At 49.5% G+C, this 17,690-nt stretch carries 17 protein-coding genes; 10 read left to right on the top strand and 7 right to left on the bottom strand.

Annotated elements, in window-relative coordinates; all coding sequences use genetic code 11:
- The 6 genes from SK3146_RS19560 (at position 1) to SK3146_RS19535 (ending at position 6,104) form a co-directional block, all read left to right on the top strand.
- Complete coding sequence (locus tag SK3146_RS19560) at positions 1-1,374, top strand: ABC transporter substrate-binding protein (RefSeq protein ID WP_249860399.1); 1,374 nt, start codon at positions 1-3, stop codon at positions 1,372-1,374.
- Between the two features lie 15 nt (positions 1,375-1,389).
- Positions 1,390-2,217, top strand: a complete 828-nt coding sequence (locus SK3146_RS19555; RefSeq protein WP_249860398.1) for an endonuclease/exonuclease/phosphatase family protein — start codon at positions 1,390-1,392, stop codon at positions 2,215-2,217.
- Positions 2,214-3,128, top strand: a complete 915-nt coding sequence (locus SK3146_RS19550; RefSeq protein ID WP_249860397.1) for a carbohydrate ABC transporter permease — start codon at positions 2,214-2,216, stop codon at positions 3,126-3,128. The genes SK3146_RS19555 and SK3146_RS19550 overlap by 4 nt, the downstream gene beginning before the upstream one ends.
- Positions 3,125-3,952, top strand: coding sequence for a carbohydrate ABC transporter permease (locus tag SK3146_RS19545; protein ID WP_249860396.1), 828 nt, complete (start codon positions 3,125-3,127; stop codon positions 3,950-3,952). The genes SK3146_RS19550 and SK3146_RS19545 overlap by 4 nt, the downstream gene beginning before the upstream one ends.
- A gap of 22 nt (positions 3,953-3,974) precedes the next feature.
- Positions 3,975-4,721 carry a Cof-type HAD-IIB family hydrolase gene (locus tag SK3146_RS19540; RefSeq protein ID WP_249860395.1) on the top strand — a complete coding sequence of 249 codons (747 nt, stop codon included), beginning with the start codon at positions 3,975-3,977 and terminating at the stop codon, positions 4,719-4,721.
- Positions 4,722-4,793: 72 nt separating this feature from the next.
- The gene (locus SK3146_RS19535) at positions 4,794-6,104 is read left to right on the top strand and encodes an ABC transporter substrate-binding protein (RefSeq protein WP_249860394.1); all 1,311 of its coding nucleotides are present in this window, start codon (positions 4,794-4,796) and stop codon (positions 6,102-6,104) included.
- Between the two features lie 71 nt (positions 6,105-6,175).
- Here the strand turns inward: SK3146_RS19535 and SK3146_RS19530 are convergent, their stop codons facing one another.
- The 3 genes from SK3146_RS19530 to selD all read right to left on the bottom strand — a co-directional run bounded on the left by SK3146_RS19530 (position 6,176) and on the right by selD (position 10,171).
- Positions 6,176-7,675 (bottom strand): malate:quinone oxidoreductase, encoded by a 1,500-nt coding sequence (locus SK3146_RS19530; protein WP_249866368.1) that lies wholly within the window; start codon positions 7,673-7,675, stop codon positions 6,176-6,178.
- A 355-nt stretch (positions 7,676-8,030) separates the two neighbouring features.
- Entirely contained in the window at positions 8,031-9,086 is a 1,056-nt protein-coding gene (gene mnmH / locus SK3146_RS19525; protein ID WP_249860393.1) for a tRNA 2-selenouridine(34) synthase MnmH, read from the bottom strand.
- A 35-nt stretch (positions 9,087-9,121) separates the two neighbouring features.
- Positions 9,122-10,171: a selenide, water dikinase SelD gene (selD, locus tag SK3146_RS19520; RefSeq protein ID WP_249860392.1), complete on the bottom strand. Its 1,050-nt coding sequence runs from the start codon at positions 10,169-10,171 to the stop codon at positions 9,122-9,124.
- Positions 10,172-10,393: 222 nt separating this feature from the next.
- Here selD and SK3146_RS19515 point away from each other — a divergent pair, with 222 nt between their 5' ends.
- Both SK3146_RS19515 and SK3146_RS19510 read left to right on the top strand, forming a co-directional pair.
- The gene (locus SK3146_RS19515) at positions 10,394-11,071 is read left to right on the top strand and encodes a Crp/Fnr family transcriptional regulator (protein WP_249860391.1); all 678 of its coding nucleotides are present in this window, start codon (positions 10,394-10,396) and stop codon (positions 11,069-11,071) included.
- Between the two features lie 78 nt (positions 11,072-11,149).
- The gene (locus tag SK3146_RS19510; protein ID WP_249860390.1) at positions 11,150-11,539 is read left to right on the top strand and encodes a carboxymuconolactone decarboxylase family protein; all 390 of its coding nucleotides are present in this window, start codon (positions 11,150-11,152) and stop codon (positions 11,537-11,539) included.
- Positions 11,540-11,629: 90 nt separating this feature from the next.
- Here SK3146_RS19510 and SK3146_RS19505 read toward each other — a convergent pair whose 3' ends face one another.
- From SK3146_RS19505 to SK3146_RS19495, 3 genes are all read right to left on the bottom strand, one after another.
- Positions 11,630-12,472 (bottom strand): creatininase family protein, encoded by an 843-nt coding sequence (locus tag SK3146_RS19505; RefSeq protein ID WP_249860389.1) that lies wholly within the window; start codon positions 12,470-12,472, stop codon positions 11,630-11,632.
- A gap of 20 nt (positions 12,473-12,492) precedes the next feature.
- Positions 12,493-13,860 carry an MFS transporter gene (locus SK3146_RS19500; protein ID WP_249860388.1) on the bottom strand — a complete coding sequence of 456 codons (1,368 nt, stop codon included), beginning with the start codon at positions 13,858-13,860 and terminating at the stop codon, positions 12,493-12,495.
- 179 nt (positions 13,861-14,039) lie between these two features.
- The gene (locus tag SK3146_RS19495) at positions 14,040-14,780 is read right to left on the bottom strand and encodes a helix-turn-helix transcriptional regulator (protein ID WP_249860387.1); all 741 of its coding nucleotides are present in this window, start codon (positions 14,778-14,780) and stop codon (positions 14,040-14,042) included.
- A gap of 429 nt (positions 14,781-15,209) precedes the next feature.
- Between SK3146_RS19495 and SK3146_RS19490 the strand changes: the two genes are divergently transcribed.
- Positions 15,210-15,659 (top strand): hypothetical protein, encoded by a 450-nt coding sequence (locus SK3146_RS19490; RefSeq protein WP_249860386.1) that lies wholly within the window; start codon positions 15,210-15,212, stop codon positions 15,657-15,659.
- Between the two features lie 208 nt (positions 15,660-15,867).
- Complete coding sequence (locus SK3146_RS19485) at positions 15,868-16,386, top strand: hypothetical protein (RefSeq protein ID WP_249860385.1); 519 nt, start codon at positions 15,868-15,870, stop codon at positions 16,384-16,386.
- 437 nt (positions 16,387-16,823) lie between these two features.
- On the opposite strand, the gene SK3146_RS19480 is transcribed toward SK3146_RS19485, so the two are convergent.
- Positions 16,824-17,570 carry a phosphotransferase family protein gene (locus SK3146_RS19480; protein WP_249860384.1) on the bottom strand — a complete coding sequence of 249 codons (747 nt, stop codon included), beginning with the start codon at positions 17,568-17,570 and terminating at the stop codon, positions 16,824-16,826.
- Positions 17,571-17,690: the final 120 nt, after the last annotated feature.

Below are 17,690 nucleotides of genomic sequence, written 5' to 3'. Positions count from 1 at the left end.
ATGAAGAAACCGTTGAAAACGATTCTGACTGCGGTCGCCTTGACTACGGCATTGGCAGGCTGCAGCAGCGAACCGGCGGCAAGCACGCCGGCAAAGTCGAAAGGCGCAGGGCCGGTGAACCTGACGTTCTGGCATGCTATGGGGGGAACCAATGAAGAAGTTGTCAAGAAGATGGTTCAAAGCTTTAATGAAACCGTCGGCAAGGAGAAAGGCATCGCCATTACTCCGGTGTTCCAGGGAAGCTACGCGGATCTGCTGAAAAAAGTGAAGGCTGTCGTCCAAGCGAAAAACGAAAAGGACTTCCCCGATATCGTGCAAATTCCGGCCTCGGACACCTCGTATATTAAGGATGTGCCTTCCGTCATCTGGGCGCAGGACCTGATTACGAAAGACCCTTCGTTCAAAGCGGCCGACCTGGAGCCGAATACGCTCGCAGGCTTCAGCTTCAAGGGCAGACAAGTCGGTATTCCGTTTGCGAACTCGACGATCCTGCTCTATTACAATAAAAATGCATTTAAAGAAAACGGCCTGGACCCGGACAAGCCGCCGCAAACGATCGATGAATTAGGCAAATATGCAGCGGCGCTAACCAAAAAGACCGGCAGCCAGGTTACCCAATGGGGCTTTGCCGCCAATCCGGACCAGTATCACCTGTCCAGCTGGATCGGCATGCAGGGCGCGTACATCGGCAACAACAAAAACGGCCGCGCCGATGTCATGACCGCCGTCGAATACGATACGAACGGGACGATGAAGAAATTTTTGACCGAGTGGAAGAAAGCCGTCGATGCCGGCGGTATTCTGACCGGCTCCGATGTCAAAGCGGATGAAGAATTAGCGGCGGGCAAGCTGGCGATGTTCGTCGGCTCGACCGCGTCGCTCAGAGGCACGCTGACCAAGGTCGCCGACAAATTCGAAGTGGGCACGGCCTTCTTCCCGAAGGTCAATGCGTCCGACAAGGGCGGAGTTGCCGTCGGAGGCTCGGCGCTCTATATCATGGACAAGAAAGATCAGGCGGCTGTCGACGCCTCGTGGCAGTTCCTGAAATACGTAACGACACCGGAATCCCAGTTCGTATGGCACACGGGAACCGGCTACTTCCCCGTAAATACCAAAACGTACGATCTGCCTCAAATGAAAGAGCATTTGACGAAAAATCCGTTATTTACTACGGCTATCGACCAGCTGCACGCATCGTCGCCGGAAAACCAGGAGCCGATGGGACCGGTCAGCGCCGAGTTCAGCAGAGCGATCTTGGAAGAGACATTGAATTATATCCAAGGCAAGAAGAGTATCGATCAGGCGATTACCGATATGGCCAGCGCGAGCAATAAGGCGCTGAAGGACTATAACCGGGTAAACAATATTAAATAACGCGGGAGGTAAGTCATGGCGACGAATATGACTTTGATGACATTTAATCTGAGAACCAGCCGCGCGCCGGACGGAGATAACGCGTGGATGTATCGTTTCGAGCAAGCGGCCGAAATGATCAGGGAGCATGATCCGCTGCTTTTCGGTACGCAGGAAGGGCATGTCGGCATGCTGGAGGATCTTCGGCTAACTGACTATCAATGGGTCGGCGAAGGACGCCTGGGAGAGGACAAAGACGAGCTTAGCGCTATTTTTTTCAAGCCTGGCTTGACGGACATGGTGGAGCACGGGACCTTCTGGCTGTCGGAGCAGCCGGAAGTTCCGGCAAGCGTCAGCTGGGACAGCTCCCTGCCGCGCATCTGCACATGGGCGCATGTGCGGCATAAAGCAACCGGCGCGGAGCTGCTGTACTTCAACACCCACCTGGATCATCGGGGGCAGCTGGCGCGGGAACAGGGAGTCCGGCTTATCTGGAGCCGGATTAAGGAAATGCGGGCGGCGAGGCGGCTCCCCGTCGTTCTGACGGGAGATTTCAATGCGGAGCCGGACAATGCGGCGATCCGCTTTATGAGGGGACAGCTCGCCGGGAAAGAGGAGCCGGTAGAGATGACGGACGCCTATGCCGCCGTGAAGGGGCCTATCGGCGCGACATTCCATAACAACTACTGCGGACGCGAGGAGGGGCAGCCGATCGACTACATCTTTGTCACTCCGGATGTGCGGGTGGAATCCGTGCTCATCGATCGCCGCAAAATCGGCGGACGGTATCCTTCCGATCATTATCCGGTCGTAGCGCAGTTGGTTATACCTGCGGCGCCGTTGTGGAAGGAGCAGGAAGCATGAATGTGAGCGCCCCCGCCAAAAGCACGGGATTAAACTATCATGTCGGCAAGAAAAGATGGAAGGAAACCGTCAAACCGTACTTATTTATGCTGCCGTGTCTTGTCTTCGTTTTCCTGTTCACCTACTATCCCTTTGCCAAGACGTTCTACTTGGGCTTTACCTTGGTCGATTTGAACGGGAACCCGATTGAATTCGTATGGTTCGAAAACTTTATCAATATTTTCAGCGACCATCGATTGCTGCAAACCTTTTTCAACACTCTGAAATATACCGTCATTACGGTTCCGGGAACGTTGATCGTCAGTCTTGTCCTGGCCTTGTTGGCGGAAAAGAAACGCAAAGGCATCGGCATCTACCAAATGCTATTCGCTTTGCCGATGGCGGTATCGATGTCCTCGGCGGCTATGATCTTTCAATTGATCTTGAATCCGTCGATAGGCGTATTCAACGCGATGACCGGACTTAGCATCAACTGGTTCGGTGACGAGAAATATGCGATGGTCGGCATCGCCATCGTTTCGATCTGGATGGGCATCGGCTTCAGCTTTCTGTTTCTGCTCGCGGCGGTCCGCAACGTTCCCGAGGAACTCTTGGAAGCGGCGGAGATGGAAGGAAGCAGCTACGTTCAATCCCTGCTTCACGTCAAGCTGCCGTTGATGTCCCCCACGCTCTTTTTTCTCATTATTACCGATTTGATTCATTCTCTAATGGTGTTCGGGCCTGTCATGGTGTTAACGAAAGGCGGACCTATGGGATCCAGCGAAACGATGATCTACCGGATGTACATTGAAGCCTTCGAAAATGCCCGATACGGCTACGGAAGCGCCGTCGCTATCGTGATCTTTATTATTGTCATGATCTTTACCCTGATTACCTTTGTGTATGAAAAGAAAGGAGTGCATTATTCATGAGTACTGCCGGAACAATGCGTAACTTTCTATTTTCGACACTATGCGTCATTATTGGCATCATCGTCATTTCCCCGGTGATTTATTGCGTCAGCGCCAGTTTCATGAGTCCCGGCGACTTAAGCGCCTTTCCTCCCAGGTGGTTTCCAAGCCATGTGTTTCTGGACAACTATAAGACCGTTTTTACGTCAACGCCGCTGGTCCGCTTTATATGGAACTCCTTCCTGATTGCGATTGTCGGCACGGCGGGCCGGCTCATTACGAGCAGCCTGGCGGCCTATGCCTTTTCGTTCCTTGAGTTTAAAGGGAAGAAGTTCTGGTTCTTAGTTATCCTCGGCACGATGATGATTCCCGGTGACATGCTCATCATTACCAACTATATTACCGTGGCCAATATGAAATTGATCAATACTTACTCCGGCGTCATCATCGTCATGATGGCTTCCGCGACGTATATGTTCATCTTGCGCCAGCATTTCCTGACCATTTCGAGAGAATACCGGGATGCGGCCTTTATCGACGGATGCGGCGATTTTCGCTTCTTCACCAACATGCTGGTCCCGATGTCCAGATCGATCCTGGCGTCGATATTCATCGCGTCGTTTATCGCTTTGTGGAACACCTATTTATGGCCTTTACTCGTTACGAATTCGGAGCATATGCGAACGGTGCAGGTGGGAATTACGATGCTTCAATTTTCCGAGAGCGTTATCTACGGTCCGATTATGGCGGGTGTCACCGTCATTCTGATCCCTTCCATTCTCATCTTTTTTATATTCCAGAAGCAGCTCGTTCGCGGAATCACCTTAGGGGGATTGAAAGGATAGATGATGGAAGGAGGCTTTAGGCATGGGCAGAATTAAATTGATTGCGCTCGATTTGGACGGGACGCTGCTTAACAAGCATTCCGCCGTGTCGGATGAAAATCGTAAAGCGATTGCGCAGGCGCGCGCTCAAGGGGTGACGGTGATTGTCGCGACGGGACGGGAAATGCAGAGCGCTATGCCCTACTGGCGGGATCTGGAGCTCGAATCCCCGCTTGTAACGGCTAACGGAAGCGAGGTGTGGACCTCTTCCGGCGAGCTGCATAAACGTCATACGCTGGACGGCACGATTATCAAGGAGCTTCACGATATTTCATTGGAAGAGGGCTGCTCCTTCTGGGGTTATACGACGGAGGGGATGATCACTGCGGATAATTGGAGCGGCATTACGGATGAGTCCGTTTGGCTGAAGTTCGGTTATTTCTCGAAAGATCCGGACCTGCTGCAGCGGGTACGTACAAAAGCGGAGAAGGCGGCTTCGGTCGAGATTACCAATTCCCACCCGAGCAATATTGAGATTAATCCCGCAGGCATCTCCAAGGCGAGCGGCATTCTGGAAGTATGCGGGATGTATGGCCTGGAGATGTCTCAGGTGATGGCCGTAGGAGACAGCTTGAACGACAAGGCGATGCTTCTCGCGGCAGGAATGGGCGTGGCGATGGGCAATGCGCAGGACGAGGTGAAACGGCTTGCGCAAGCGGTCACAGGCAGCAACCTGGAGGATGGAGTGGCGCAGGCGATCCGCCGGTATGTCTTGGAGGCAGCCGACTAAGCGTTTGAACCGAGGGAGGTCAGAATGATGAGACGTCGCCCGAAGAGCTTCTTACCGGTCATGCTCATACTCATGTTCATTCCACTAGTACTTGCTGGATGCAATAGCGCCATCCTAGAACAAACGGCAGCGGCAAAAAGCGCGGGGAAAGACAAGAAGCAGCAGGTGACGACCCTTCATTTCTGGTTTTCTATCGGCGGCGAATTTCAAAGGGACTTCCAAAAATACGTCATTGAAGAATTCGAAAAGACGCATCCGGGGATCAAGGTCAAGCTGACGATCGCCGAGGACGCCGATAAAACCCATATTTCGGACAAGCTGCTGGCTGCTATTGCAGGTAAAAGCTCTCCCGATGTCGCCGTCATCGACCGGTTTACGATAGGCTCCATGGCCGCCAAAGGGGCCGTTGAGGATATCAGCGACCTTGTCCGTCGGGACGGGATTCAGTCGGCGGATTACGATCCCGGGGCCTGGGAGGAAGTCCGTTATCAGAACAAGGTGTACGGATTGCCCTTTCTCGCCGATACGCGCGCCATGTATTACAACAAGACGTTAATGCGAAACGCCGGGTTGAACCCGGAGCGACCGCCCGGAACGATAGAAGAACTGGACGATATGGTGGAGAAATTATTTATTAAGAACAAGAAAGGAAAGTATGAGCAGGTCGGATTCGTGCCGTGGATGGGCCAAGGTTCTTTATTTACCCATGGCCTTAACTTCGGGGCCCGGTTTGCCGGAAAGAACGGCGAATTCGATCTTAGCGAGCCGCAAACCGCGCAGGCGCTGAAATGGATGACTTCTTACGCCAAGAAATACGATATTGCCAACCTGTCGGAATTTAGCGATACGACGGCCCAGATCGGAGTCAGCCCGTTTTGGACGGGAAAGATCGGCTTTGTCTTCGAAGGCAATTGGATTCTGCGGGACCTGGAGAAATACAGGCCGGAATTTGAGTGGGGCGTGGCTCCTATGCCGTCTGTCCATGGCAGCCCGCAGACCTCTTGGATCGGAGGCAACGCCATGATTATACCGAAGGGCGCCGTCCAGCGCGAATTGGCCTGGTCCTTCATCAAGTATGCGGCGCAAAAAGACGGTAATTTCCGATGGGCGGAGCATGCGGGCGGAACAGGCTTGATGACGTCGATGCCCGCGGTCAATGAGCGGCTCGGGCTATCGCAGGACCACAACATGAGGGTATTTCTCGATCTTATGAGCACCTCACAGATTAGGCCCGTTTCGCCGGCGGCTTCGTTCTATTGGGCCGAAACGTACCGCATCCGCGATCTGGCTATTAACGGAAAAGGCGGACCCGCCGCGCTGCTGCAGGAAGCGAAGGACAACATCGGCGCCGAGCTTGCCAAAATAAAAAGGCAGGAAAAATAAGCGTTACCCTTCAGACAAAACGAAAAGGCCTTAGTCCCGTGGAAATCGGGACGGAAGGCCTTTTTATCACTCTATTTCGCGGGCTGCAGCTCCCGGTTCAAACCGAGCGTCCGCGATGTCGACGTATGAATTTGATGGACAAGATCCGGGTTATTCAATAAGGATTCACCGTAAGAAGGAATCATTTCTTTAATCTTCGGTTCCCATGCCTTGATGTGCTGCGGGAAGCATTTGCCGATGACTTCCAGCATAACGGAAACGGCGGTTGAAGCGCCCGGAGAAGCGCCGAGCAAGGCAGCGATCGAACCGTCGGCGGCGTTGATAACTTCCGTACCGAATTGAAGAATTCCTTTGCCCGCGGCCGTATCTTTAATGATTTGCACACGCTGGCCGGCCACCAGCAAATCCCAATCCTCGCTCTTCGCGTCAGGGACGAATTCCCGCAATTCTTCCATGCGCTGTTCCTTCGACAGCATCACTTGCTTGATCAAGTATGTCGTCAGCGAAGCGTTCTTCACGCCGGCCGCCATCATCGTTACGAGATTATGCGGTTTGACGGACGTGATCAAATCCATCATGGAACCGAATTTCAAAAACTTCGGCGAGAAGCCGGCAAACGGTCCGAATAACAGCGATTGTTTGTTGTCGATAAATCTCGTATCCAGATGCGGAACCGACATTGGAGGCGCGCCTACCGAAGCTTTGCCATATACTTTGGCATGATGCTTGGCGACGATTTCCGGCTTCTGGCAGACCATAAAGAGTCCGCTGACCGGGAAGCCGCCGATGCCTTTTCCTTCAGGGATGCCGGATTTCTGCAGCAAATGTAGGCTTCCGCCCCCGCCGCCGATAAAGACGAATTTCGCCGTATGGCGTTCCACGGCGCCGGTGTCGACATTCCGCACTTTCAGGTCCCACGACCCGTCTGCGGCACGTTTAATATCATCTACATTTTGTTTGAATTTTATGTCGACGTTTTTACTCTTTAAGTGGGCAAACAATAAGCGCGTTAAAGCGCCAAAGTTGACATCCGTTCCGGATTCAATTCTTGTTGCCGCTATAGGTTTATTGCTTACCCGATCATTCATCATCAGCGGAATCCATTGCTTCAGTTTGTCCGGGTCGTCGGAAAACTCCATCCCTTCAAACAGAGGATTGGCGGACATCGTTTCAAACCGTTTTCTCAAAAAGTTAACGTCCTGTTCCCCTTGCACAAAGCTCATGTGAGGCACCGGCATAATAAAATCTTGCGGATTGCGGATCAGCTTGCTTTCGACCAGATAAGACCAGAACTGTCTGGAAAGCTGATACTCTTCATTGACTTTGATCGCTTTGCTAATATCTATGGAACCGTCCGGTTTCTCAACGGTGTAGTTCAGCTCGCACAGGGAAGCATGCCCGGTTCCCGCATTATTCCATTCGTTAGAGCTTTCCTCTCCTGCCTTAGCAAGTCTCTCGAATACTGTGATTTTCCAATCCGGCACTAATTCTTTCAGCAGTGACCCTAAAGTCGCGCTCATGATTCCGGCACCAATTAAGATAACGTCTGTTTTTGTTTGTCCGTTGCTCATCATTAACCGTCCTTACATGCTAATATTTGAAGAAATAATATAGGCGCTTCTGCTTCGGCTCCATAGCAAGCCAGGGTGCGGACGCAGTCACACACCTTCCCTAGATCAATCAAGTATACCAAACTATTAACGATAGATTAAGATACTTACTATTATATGATAGTTACATGGTATTTGAAAGCCGGAAAATTAAGTGATAACCATCCAATTGCAGAGAAGTAGCGGTATAGCTCCCACAAAACCCTAGGAATGGTATGAAAAGCAGACTATTCATCCGTTTTTTACGAAGCGCCTCATTGAACCGATATAAAAAGGCACCCGATTCCTATGGGCGCCTTGAAATGTTCTTATATCGCTACCTGCAAGCTTGCTGTCTGTCCGCATCGCCGGTGACCAAGTAATCCTTTACCTTATGCGCCGCCTCTTCTACCGTATTCGCTTCGATCACAACCCGCTCCTGTTCATATAACTTCATGGCATGCTCATAGCGCGGGTCGTAATAGTGCTCAAGCAGAAGCTGAACCGCATGGTCAAACTTTTCTTCCGTCAAGCAAGTCATGATTTCATTGGCAATCGGAGTGTGAATGCGGCTGTTTATTTTCCGGTACGCAAATATCAGCTCTTCTTTATGTTCCCGCGGCCGATATTCTTTGACAATATTCCGAACTCTCTCTTCCATCGGCAATTGAATCCAGATTTGCTTCGCCGCTTCTTTCTTCTCAATGACGAATTTGGGCAGCACGACTTTGCCGATCCGATTGCTTTCGCCCTCAAGCAGCACATAAGGCGAGTCCTGCATGCTCAGCAAATCGGTGACCAGTAAAGAGTCGAATGTTTTCTGATTATTCGCTTCCAGCCCGACTTGTCCGAAAATAGAGCCTCTATGCCCCGCCATGCCTTCAAGATCGAGTACCGGAAACCCTTCCCCCTTCAGCCCTCTGAGGATAGCGGTCTTCCCCGTCCCCGTATGCCCCAATAAAGCAACCGCCCGCGGCTTGAACTCCATATGCTCCAGCGTCTCGACGACCCACTTGCGGTAAGTGCGGAAGCCTCCGGTTAACCGATAAGCCCGAATCCCCATTAACGCAAGCACCGTCGCCGCCGTCTTGCTGCGCATGCCGCCGCGCCAGCAAAATACGGCTTTGGGCTCTTTAATTTGCCCGAACGTTTTAATGAATTGGGGCAGCTTCGCCGAGAAAATTTCCAGGCCTCTTTCTTTGGCCGCTTGCACGCCGACCTGCTTATAAATCGTTCCCACTTCGGCCCGCTCCGCATCATCGAACACCGGAATGTTCAAACTGCCCGGTATCGTCGAATCCGCAAACTCGGAAGGGGAACGCACGTCGATCAATACGATTTCTTTGCGATTACGCAGCGCTAACAGTTCGTCTAGTGTAATGTCCTCAAACAACGTATAAGCTACTTTTACTAAAAGTTCCAGTTCAACTAGAGGACAACGATGCGCCCAGGGTGATCGCCTGTCGTCTCCCCGATGATTTCCGCTTCGACACCCGACAGCTTCAGCTTGCTCAGCAGCTCTTCCGCCTGATGGCCCGCTACGGAAATGAGCAGCCCTCCGGACGTCACCGCATCGCATAAAATCCACTGACCGATCTGATCCAACGTGTCGGGAAACGTAATGGCGTCTTGAACATGAGCGAAATTATTTTTCGTCCCGCCCGGAACGAAGCCTTCTTCGGCCAATTGTCTGACTCTCGGGAGCACGGGAACGGCGTCGGCTTGAATCCGAATTCCTACCCCGCTTCCTCCGGCCATTTCCAGCGCATGACCCATGAGTCCGAAGCCGGTAACGTCCGTGCAAGCATGAACCTCGTACGGCTCCATCGTCTCGGCCGCAGTCTTATTGAGCGCGGCCATGACTCCGGTCACGCGCCGGATCTCTTCCTCGGACAGCTTGTCCTTCTTAATCGACGTCGTCAAAATCCCTACGCCGATCGGCTTGGTCAAAATCAGCTTATCTCCCGGTACGGACCCTGCATTAGTCCGCACTTTGCCGGGATGAACAAGGCCGGTAACGGCAAGCCCGAATTTGGGCTCATTATCGTCGATGGAATGGCCGCCGACCAGCGTAATTCCCGCTTCCTTCATCTTGTCTCCCGCCCCGCGCAAAATCTCCGCCAGCACCTGCTTATCGAGCGTGCGGATCGGAAACGCGACGATGTTCAGAGCCGTGAGCGGTCTGCCGCCCATAGCATAAATATCGCTGATCGCGTTGGCGGCCGCCACTTGGCCGAATGCATACGGATCGTCGACGATAGGGGTAAAGAAGTCGACCGTCTGAACGAGCGCCAGCTCTTCGCTGAGCTTGTAAACGCCGGCGTCGTCGCTCGTATCAATGCCTACGAGCAAGTTCGGGTCGGGAGTGGAAGCCGGGAGCGAGCGAATCACTTGAGACAGGTCGCCGGGACCGATCTTGCATCCGCAGCCTCCTTTGGTTGAAAATGAGGTCAGTTTAATTTTTTCCGTATTTGACACAAGACTTCACCCTTCCCATCGATATGAGGTCATATGAATACTATTTTTTCCAAGATTCTCTTTACTAAGTCTATTTTACCTTAAGATAAGAATCGATGTAAAAAAGTTTCGGCGGCTGACTCGCATGACCCGCAAGACAAACCGAACCTATGAAATCCGTTCAACGGATGGTAAAATCAGGATAGAACCATGCCGCCAAATTGCTAGTAAAGGGGGGTTACCATGGAACCTCATAAAGTGGATGAGATCATTCGTCTATTCCCCTGTTTCTCATATCTCTCCGCCCAGGACTGGGCCCAAGCCGACATTATCCGCGTAGTACCGTCAACTCTTCACCCGATAGCGGAAGGCCATTATTTGAAGCATGCGATCTTCGTCCTGTCGGGCTGCATTCGCATTTATAAGATCGGCGCCTCGGGAAGAGAAGTTACGCTCTACCGCGTTCGATCGGGAGAATGCTGCGTTCTCATGATGGCCAGCATTTTGGGAGAAACGCCTTACGAAGCCTCCGTACAGATCGAATCGGAAACCGACATTGCGCTATTTCCGGTAGAGCCGTTCAGAAAATGGATGCATGACGATCCGTCGGTACGGAAGTTTATTTACAGACAATTTATGGATCGGTTTATCCATGTGTCCGCCTTGCTGGAACAAATCGCTTTCGGCTCCGTGCAAGAACGCATCGCCGCATATATTCTGCAGCGTCACGAAGAACGGGATAGTGATTCCGAATGGATCGAGCTGACTCATGAACAAATGGCTGTGGACCTCGGCACCGCCCGCGAAGTCGTCAGCCGCATGCTGAGAAGCTTCGCACAAGAAGGCGCGATTATCGTGCGCAGAGGCAAAATCGCCGTCGCCGATATTCATCGATTATCGTCTTACCTTTCGCTTAAGTGACTTTGTCACGGAAACCTCCCTCTTAAGCCGCTACAATGAGAAGGCAAGATCAGAATATGCCTTAAGGAGGTATGTCCAATGAGTCATTACTACAGCTATGCCGACCTGAAAAAAATCCCCGAGCTGGTGAAATTGGCCCCGCAAGCTTCAGCGGCCTTTTTCGCCTTTGAAAAAGAGGTCTACACGTCGACCGGAGCGATCCCGCTCAAGACCAAAGAGCTTATCGCCGTGGCGGTCGCGCATGTGACCGGCTGCCCTTACTGTATCGACACCCATGTACAAAGATACAAGGCATTAGGCGGAACTCGCGAGGAAATCGTCGAAGCCGTCCTTGTTGCAGCTTCTACGGAAGCCGGAGCCGCGCTCAGCCATGCCACGCAGGCTCTGGCTTCCTTCGAGCGCAGCGGCCCATTGCCCGATTCCGGTAAGAGGGAAGACGATCGCGCGGCTCCCGAGTGTTTTTGTTAGACTGAGGAAGCCTTCTTCGAGTCTTGCAACGCACGAAGACCCCTTCAGTGAGGGGTCTTCATACGCTTGCAGGCAGCCTCATGATGTCACTCAGCCCGGCAGATGCGTTCCGTACTTAGGTAAAATAGTCTCCTTCGTATAATCGTCTACTTGACGAAGCGAATCTACAATGTTTGGCATATCCAGCGCTTGAATAAGCTCATGAATCGCTTGAATCCCTGCGTCCGCATGCGCTTCTCTTTCTTCGGGCGTTTGCAGAAGCGGTGTCGCCATATGATCGGACGGCTCATAAAAGTAAGAACCCACTGCGCCGGATTGATACGCATACTTGCCTAATCCATTGCCCGGATTTTTATTCATTCCCGCCAGCATATGTTGAACATCATAAGTAACGGAATGAGATTCAGGTACATTTAACGGCACATCTTCCAATCTGCCCAGCATTTTATACGCCCCGATCGTCATATCGTGGAATCGGTCTATCAGATCGAAATTTACGCTTTCTGCCGCTTTTAACAGGTCCATGTACAGGATCGGCACTTTCGTTTCATCAAAGAAGTCACGCGCCATACCGCTTACAGTTAAATAAGCCGGACCATGAGCCGTAATATAGATTTGCCGTCTAAAGCCTTGCTTCAATAGCGACTTTGCAATCTTATCCAAATAAGACATTCCGTCTTTTACACTCATTTGAATCGTACCCCGAGCGACTATCGTTCCGCCAGGAAAGAAATAGGGCAGATTGTGCAGCACCAGCCCGTCCGAGGCTTCAGCCATCGTATACGCCACCGCTTCTGCCAGAACAGTCTCAGCATCCAGCGGCAAAGCTCCGTGGGTTTCCGTGACTCCGACAGGAACATATATCACATCATTCCGGTTTAAATACTGCTCTGCTTCGCCATTCGTCATTTTTGAAAGAAATCGAGTACGCATATGCAACTCCCCTATTATTTTTATTGGATCGCCCTTTTTTCCTTCAATGCTGCATACATTTCATTCGTTTTCTTGGCATTGAGATTATAGATGAACCCTACACCGATAATAATTAACAGAAATGAGAGTATCGGCATGCCCGTATACATTTTTAATACGCCATTTGCAACTTGCGGCGATTGCGACTTGGCTCCCGAAACAAAGCCTACCCAGCCTAAAGCGTAGCTTCCGATAGCCGCGCCTAATCCCATACCAACTTTGCGGGCAAAAGAATATAAAGAATACATCGTTCCCTCATAATGCTTTCCCGTCTGAAGCTCTGCATAATCAATACAATCGGTCACAAGAGCCCACACCACCATCACAAAGACTGAAGAACCGATCGTTGCCATGTTATACAAGGCCATGAACACGTATACATTTTCAAACGTTGCCAACGTTAATAACAAGGTTGCAGCTAAACTAAAGATGGCTGTCGCGATCACCAGATTCCTTTTGTTAAACTTCTCCACTAATTTGGGAACGATCACGAACAGGACAAGCGTCACGCCAATGCTGACAAAAGAATTGATCGTAAAGGCGCCGGGCATGTGGTAACGTTCCGCAAAGACGATAGGGGCTAGCTGGCTTACGCCGTTGATCATCAGAAGCGAGCCGACGGAGGCTACCATCATCCCAAGCAACGGCCTGTTTGTGATGGCTGCCGTAAAGGCTTCCTTAAACCGGTAGCCGGATTCCATGTCCGCCGGTTTATCGTCACGAACGCGTTCTGTCGTTAAACGCACTAGCCCCGTATAAGCCAATACCGATAAAATGCTAAACACAATGGCAATTTGGAAAAACGCTGCCGGAATCACCGTGCCGGAGTGATCGTAAATGAACATCGGAACGAAAGATAAAAATCCCAGTCCGACAATCATTCCGCCGATAGCCCGCGCCCGGGATAATTTGGTACGCTCGACAGGATCGTTGGTTATCACAGACGCAAGAGAACCGTACGGGATCGAATCCGCCGTGTACGCGACGCAAAAGAAGAGGTAGACGAACACGACCCAAACATGCGTTGCCGTGGAGCCCAGACTCGATATATCAGCAAAAGATAGTAAGCAGGAAGCCGCCAATATCCATTTGGAAATGGATATATAAGGAAGGAACTTATCGCCCGATTTCCCCAGCTTCCAACGGTCTGGCAGCGTCCCCATAATCACATTGCAAGCCGCGTCGAAAAATTTACCTAATAAAAATAAAGTTCCCATGAAATACGGGCTGACGCCTAAGACATACGTGCAAAAAATCAAGAAAAATCCGCCTATATATAGGTTGACGAAGCTGCCTCCTATATCTCCCAGCGCATATCCGACCTGGTCTCTAACCCCGAACTTTTTCATGCGTGACCTCCTCTGTATTCTTGCTAAAGTAAGCGCTTTAATATGAATTTTTATAAGTATACCTCCAAATGGCAAACCGCTTTTGCATTACAATTGCATGTTTTTATAGTATAATTGCATCATTTTTATGGAAGGGCACAAAAATAGACGCATCCGTAACGATGCGCCTTAAGAATCATTCATTTGGCATTCCTTTTTTTAAACTCCAACGGAGTGATTCCCTCCGCCTTTTTGAAAAAATTCGAGAAATACTGGGAATTCCCGAAACCGACCATAATCGCAATCTCCGTCATGGACAAATGGGAGAACAGAATCAGCTGTTTGGCTTCCTTCAATCTGCGCTGATTTCGGTAATAACTGATGGTCATTCCTTTTTCCTTTTTAAATACCCGCATTAAATGTGAAGGATGCACATGCAGCTTGGCCGCCATTTCATCCATGGAGATGTCCTCTGCAAAGTTCATTTCAATGTATTTCTCCGCTTTTTCCACGATGGTGAGGTTATCGCTGCTGCTGGATTTTCGGATGGACGGATCGGAATACTCCTGCACCATATTCGAATGGAGCTTGTCCAGCTCGGCAATCGTTGTGGCATGCTCGATCATGATCGCATATTTCTCGGATATAAAGTGCGACTGCCACGCGCTCAGCCCTCCCCTTTCGGCCGAATAGCTGTAGAGCGTGTTATGAGACAGTAAAATATTTTTAAAAGAGCGCACTTTATCGTTGGGGACCCGGTTCAAAATATTTAATTGCTTATCCCCGAATTTCCGGCTCATCTCCCCTTCGAATTGACCGATATAATCCAGATCGCTATGTTGAATGGCGCTCAGAAACCGTTCCCTTTGCTTATGAGCGGCTTCAAAATATTCCGGCGTCGATGGATTCCGATCTTTGTTTACGTCCCCGTCATCTGCCATACGATTTTCCCTTCATTAAAAAGATTTTTTACAACTCTTGTGATGATCTATGTATAGGCATACTCCAAATCCATTATCAACTTTCATAAGTCGCGGCGGTCGACGGGGAGGCAGGTTGATTATACCCCTCCAATATAATGGAGCTACCGCGTCCCCCTTACTACCGATATACTCAAATTAAATTATTGAAAAAAGCGAGGTTTGGGGAAATGGACTTCAAAATTAACCTTAAAAAATTAATGAAGGAGCAGGATTTGACGTTCTAGCCTTGCCATTTTAGCTCAAGTTCTTGATTGCAGCATAAAAGACCTTATTGAGGATGATCCGGTTATTCTGAATTATGACAAAATAGCACAAGAAAATAAAGATGTACCTCTTTATAGTCGTAATCAAGTTTTTAGCCCTGACAATAATGAATATTTAAGACAATTGCTTCTCCAAGTTGGTGCGGCGTGCCATATCTCTTCCTATAGCCGCTATAGAACTGCTTACGTTAAAAGTGAATATTATTTAAGCTCGATACAAATCGACCTTAATTTACGTGTTGTCGAAGCTCAGGGTAAGCCCACTCTGGAAGTAATTAATTTTTATGTTTGCGTTAATCAACGATTACAAAGTGAAGCTGTCATCAAAGACGCTATTATCAAAGTATTAGAAATCTATGCCCGAAAATTAAATATCAGCGAAATCAGCTTCATCATTTCTCAGAGCTTGGAAAAGGAAACTGCCTTCATTTTGAATGCCAATTCGGAACTACCGGCTGATTTCTCCTATACCTTAGGCACCGCATCTGTTCTGTTTACCCAAAATAACTATAAACGTTCTCCAAGTCACTATTTTCAAGAATTTCAGACAATATGGCATAAAGCATTAGGCTAGGATCTTGAGAGTTTTCTCGGGACAAGCTGTACATGGCGTTTCGCCGCGCTGTTCCAAACAGACTCACAACCATAGGGTATTCTTTCCTTAGCTCCGATTATCGAAACCTTATAGTTCCATTTAACTATTTTGGGTAAATATGGTTTACGGCATTTTCATAGTTTTGTATACTAGAAATGTTCCAAAAAACATATTAAAAAACTAAGAAATGGGATTGAATGCCGCAATGAAATTCAAGTCAACTTTATTGAGCTTTACCCTTGTATCGCTAGTGTTTAGCAGTGTCGCAAGTGCAAAAGATGTAAAGGAACCGAATATTAGGGATGCTATGGAAGTTGCCAACAAATACTTTGTATCAATGGAGAATGGTAATCTCGATGAAGCTGTTGCCGTTTCAACAGATAAAAAGTACGCGAATAAGAAAGTTCAGAAAAAAGAATATGAAGAAGCTTATAAGTATGCCCCGTTAAAAGATTACAAGATTATCTCTGTAGATGATTCTGATCTGTCGCATGTGAAGTTAAATGTAGCACTTACGTATGATGAATTTGGAGAACTTCCCCCTCAACCATTTTCCGTTGATTTAGTTAACGGAAAATATACACTTACGCTTGAGCCTGTCCTCGTTCATCTAGACCCGTCTTCAGAGGAGTTTGGATCGGTAACAACCGAAAACTTTATTATTGGAGTTGAAGACAACAATCCACAGCTTAATAGTATTACATAATCTGTAAACTTCTCACCTCAAACAGTCTCAATAGCATATTACAGTAGCCCTTCAAAAGGAATAGCAGCTGGCACACAATACCTCGTTGATGGCAAATACGCTACGACACAAGGTTCAGTTACTTTTCATGGGTGGTAGACCGAAGGGAACGTTTATCCCTATATAAGGTATTATGTTGTTGTGCAAACCGGGACTACTACGACGGAAATCGGACGTACAAACATAGTTGAGGGAACGTATGAACAAAATGGCACATGGTTTAGCGAAACGGCAAGTGTTTCCAATGGTCAAAACCGGCAAACATTAATCGCTAACACTAACGCTCAAGGGACACTTCAATGCGCAGGTAACGTATACGAAGCAAGCTAATATAAGTGTAAAAGGGCTGGCATATGTGCCAGCCCTTTTAATTATTTATGAACAAAAGGTGGATATCTTTACAGCCGTTCCTCGATCAAGCCGATCAGCAGCGCCTTCTCTTCGTCAGGAATCCATTCGCATAATCGGGCTGCGGCAACCGGCAGCGTCCACGCCTCAATATCGACGAGCTGCAGACCGGAATAGGAAAGATACTGCTGCAAATAGATGCCGTTGATCTTTTCTCTCATTCGTTCCAGCGCATCTTTAACGTTCTGCGGCGCCTCCTCGGGCAATGTGCCGAAACGGAATAGCAGCAGCGTGCGGGCGACATCGCCGGCTGGATTTCCGATCATGCCTGTCATCCAATCGATAATCCAGCTGCGCTGCCCGATCATCACATTTTCCGGGTGAAAATCGCCATGGCATAAATAGTTTCCATCCGGCAGCTTTTCCAAATCATCGATGATCTTTGCTTTCATCTCGTCCGATAGCGGCGCAGCATTGCGGATATTGCGAGCCAGCACCGCTTTCTGCTTAAGGACAGGAGAGGCTCCAACGAGCTCCGTATCCAGTTCATGCTTATGTATCTGATAGTGCAGGTCGGTAAACTCGGCGATCAGGCGATCCAGGTCATCAGGGTGCTGTATGCCCATGCGGAGTAAGGTCTCGCCTTCAATCCGTTCAAATACGATCCCGCTTCTATCGTCAACATCGATAATATCGTACGTTGCTGGAGCCGGAATCCCTAAGCGGGCGACAATCCGGTTGACTTCATATTCATATTTTACCGCTTCCTTAGGAAATCCGTTTCTGTAAAGCTTCAAAATTTTCCCCTGATCTTGTGTAAAAACCTCGGCCGTCCGACCCTCACTCAACTTTGTCATGGTATCCATCATCTCCTGCTTGGGCATCGATTTTGCTTTGTTAAATTACCTAATATCCTA

The organism is Paenibacillus konkukensis, assembly GCF_023523925.1.
Lineage (GTDB): Bacteria > Bacillota > Bacilli > Paenibacillales > NBRC-103111 > Paenibacillus_S > Paenibacillus_S doosanensis.
Note: the sequence above shows the minus strand (reverse complement) of the source record. Positions and strands in the feature narration are given on the sequence as shown.

Excerpts from the sequence above, each read along its gene's own strand:
- SK3146_RS19560 (WP_249860399.1), top strand. The coding sequence starts at position 1 with ATGAAGAAACCGTTGAAAACGATTCTGACTGCGGTCGCCTTGACTACG.
- SK3146_RS19555 (WP_249860398.1), top strand. The coding sequence starts at position 1,390 with ATGGCGACGAATATGACTTTGATGACATTTAATCTGAGAACCAGCCGC.
- SK3146_RS19550 (WP_249860397.1), top strand. The coding sequence starts at position 2,214 with ATGAATGTGAGCGCCCCCGCCAAAAGCACGGGATTAAACTATCATGTC.
- SK3146_RS19545 (WP_249860396.1), top strand. The coding sequence starts at position 3,125 with ATGAGTACTGCCGGAACAATGCGTAACTTTCTATTTTCGACACTATGC.
- SK3146_RS19540 (WP_249860395.1), top strand. The coding sequence starts at position 3,975 with ATGGGCAGAATTAAATTGATTGCGCTCGATTTGGACGGGACGCTGCTT.
- SK3146_RS19535 (WP_249860394.1), top strand. The coding sequence starts at position 4,794 with ATGTTCATTCCACTAGTACTTGCTGGATGCAATAGCGCCATCCTAGAA.
- SK3146_RS19530 (WP_249866368.1), bottom strand. The coding sequence starts at position 7,675 with ATGAGCAACGGACAAACAAAAACAGACGTTATCTTAATTGGTGCCGGA.
- SK3146_RS19515 (WP_249860391.1), top strand. The coding sequence starts at position 10,394 with ATGGAACCTCATAAAGTGGATGAGATCATTCGTCTATTCCCCTGTTTC.
- SK3146_RS19510 (WP_249860390.1), top strand. The coding sequence starts at position 11,150 with ATGAGTCATTACTACAGCTATGCCGACCTGAAAAAAATCCCCGAGCTG.
- SK3146_RS19505 (WP_249860389.1), bottom strand. The coding sequence starts at position 12,472 with ATGCGTACTCGATTTCTTTCAAAAATGACGAATGGCGAAGCAGAGCAG.
- SK3146_RS19500 (WP_249860388.1), bottom strand. The coding sequence starts at position 13,860 with ATGAAAAAGTTCGGGGTTAGAGACCAGGTCGGATATGCGCTGGGAGAT.
- SK3146_RS19495 (WP_249860387.1), bottom strand. The coding sequence starts at position 14,780 with ATGGCAGATGACGGGGACGTAAACAAAGATCGGAATCCATCGACGCCG.
- SK3146_RS19485 (WP_249860385.1), top strand. The coding sequence starts at position 15,868 with ATGGGATTGAATGCCGCAATGAAATTCAAGTCAACTTTATTGAGCTTT.